The organism is Psychrobacter sp. AOP7-B1-24, from assembly GCF_052376215.1.
In the GTDB taxonomy this organism is placed as follows: Bacteria; Pseudomonadota; Gammaproteobacteria; order Pseudomonadales; family Moraxellaceae; genus Psychrobacter.
This window is the reverse complement of the sequence record NZ_JBQSVL010000160.1, coordinates 1-1,785: the sequence shown is the minus strand read 5'-3', so window position 1 is coordinate 1,785 and position 1,785 is coordinate 1. Positions and strand designations below refer to the sequence as shown.

General features: G+C 38.9%; 2 protein-coding genes. Both read left to right on the top strand.

The window, feature by feature from the left end:
- Positions 1 to 487: IS982 family transposase (locus ACT3QP_RS14705; protein ID WP_444526014.1), on the top strand; the 487-nt coding region annotated here is incomplete at its 5' end.
- Between the two features lie 57 nt (positions 488 to 544).
- The gene (locus ACT3QP_RS14700) at positions 545 to 1,033 is read left to right on the top strand and encodes a tetratricopeptide repeat protein (protein WP_192995452.1); all 489 of its coding nucleotides are present in this window, start codon (positions 545 to 547) and stop codon (positions 1,031 to 1,033) included.
- Positions 1,034 to 1,785 lie beyond the last annotated feature (752 nt).

The following is a 1,785-nucleotide window of genomic DNA, read 5'->3' as shown; positions in this document are numbered from 1 at the left end:
GGCTTTTAGCTACTGCGCCGCTAAGCAAGAGAGATACTATGGCTTTGAGGGACATTTGCTTGTTAACTTATCGGGCATGATTAAAGGCTTTACCTTTGCTCCTGCCAATGTTGATGAAAGAGCGGTTGCGCCTGATATTACTGACCATATCCATGGTTTGCTCGGCGCTGATAAAGGGTATATCAGCCCTAGTCTGACATCGTACTACGACGCTCAAGGAGTAGATTTACAAACGCCACTCAGAGCCAACATGAAAGAGGATAGACCCAAACCTGTGGTAAGACGGCTAATGAAAGCCCGCCGTATCGTTGAAACAGTCATTGGTCAGTTATCAGAACGATTTAATATACAAAGAGTGCGAGCAAGAGATTTATGGCATTTGTCTCATCGATTGATTCGTAAGATTCTTTCACACAATCTGTGCTTTGTACTCAACAAAAAACTTGGTAATCCGCCTCTTCAGTTTGATTTGCTTATTTCAAGTTGAGAGTGGGGTCATTAACGCACAAATGTATATCTTAAAACAAACCTCTCGAGACCTGACATGACCCTTCCGAACACCTCTTTAATACGTAAAATAACCCTGCTTTTAGTCGCTGCTATGTTTTCTTTGTCAGCAATGGCTGCTGATTTTGATCAAACTCAACGAGAAGCTAACCAAGGTAATGCTCAAGCTCAAGCTTTTCTTGGATCAGTGTACTACCAAGGCGAAGGCGTGCGTCAGGATTATACCAAGGCTGCGCAGTGGTTTGAAAAAGCTGCCAATCAAGGCCATGCTGGTTCTCAATTTATTCTTGGATCAATGTATGCCAGAGGCGAGGGCGTACCTCAAGATTATTCGAAGTCTATGCAGTGGCTTGAAAAATCTGCTAATCAAGGTGATGCTAATGCTCAGTATGCCCTTGGAGTGATTTATAACAATGGCTTAGGCGTGCGACAAAATACTGCTACTGCGAAAGAGTACTTCGGTAAAGCTTGTGATAACGGTAATCAAGATGGTTGTGACGATTATCGAATGTTAAATCAAAGATAGAGTGCTGAATCTTAAATGGTTTGGCTCTACGAGGAAATTGTTAACTAACGAAACATAAATGAGGGCGTAAATTCAAGTACTAGAAACGAGTAACCCTCAGTGATTGGCATCATTAAAGGGTTAGATGAGTTTTAATCTGTATTCGCAGATACAAAAACCATTTTTCGAGAGGCTTCGTCGTTAAGGAGCAAATGAATCTGACGCTCTCAAATTACATTGGTGATCAGGTTCAATACTTAGACAATATCCAAAACCCAGTCATAGCGCTCACAGACTATTTGAATCTACTTAAAGCACAGAGTAATTTAGTCGGGGTGTCAAAGTATTAACACGATACCAAAATACATGGTCTAGCTATAGCAAAAACATACTGTGAGCTTGGATTATATAAACACTATTTAACTTATGCGTACCTAAAGTTAGGTTCACGATTTAAAAGAGTTAATTTTCTATTAAAAACAATGACCTATAGTTAATATAAAAATAAGTGGTTCATGAACCTTGGTATGTGACATAGCCTGAGTACAACAACTTTAATTTAAACTATTAGGAGTCTCAACTGAGACACTGAATTACGCTAAAAAATCAAGATGATCGTTCATTCATTCTCCTAGCTTTTTTATTTAAGGGGGTTTTTCATTACAAAATGAGAAAACCAGCCATACTGAAAAAGTAGCGATATTAGCACAATTCTTGCTGATTGCTTCTTGGTTAGAGTGAATAAATCATCATTTATATCAATGAATTATATG

Excerpts from the sequence above, each read along its gene's own strand:
- ACT3QP_RS14700 (WP_192995452.1), top strand. The coding sequence starts at position 545 with ATGACCCTTCCGAACACCTCTTTAATACGTAAAATAACCCTGCTTTTA.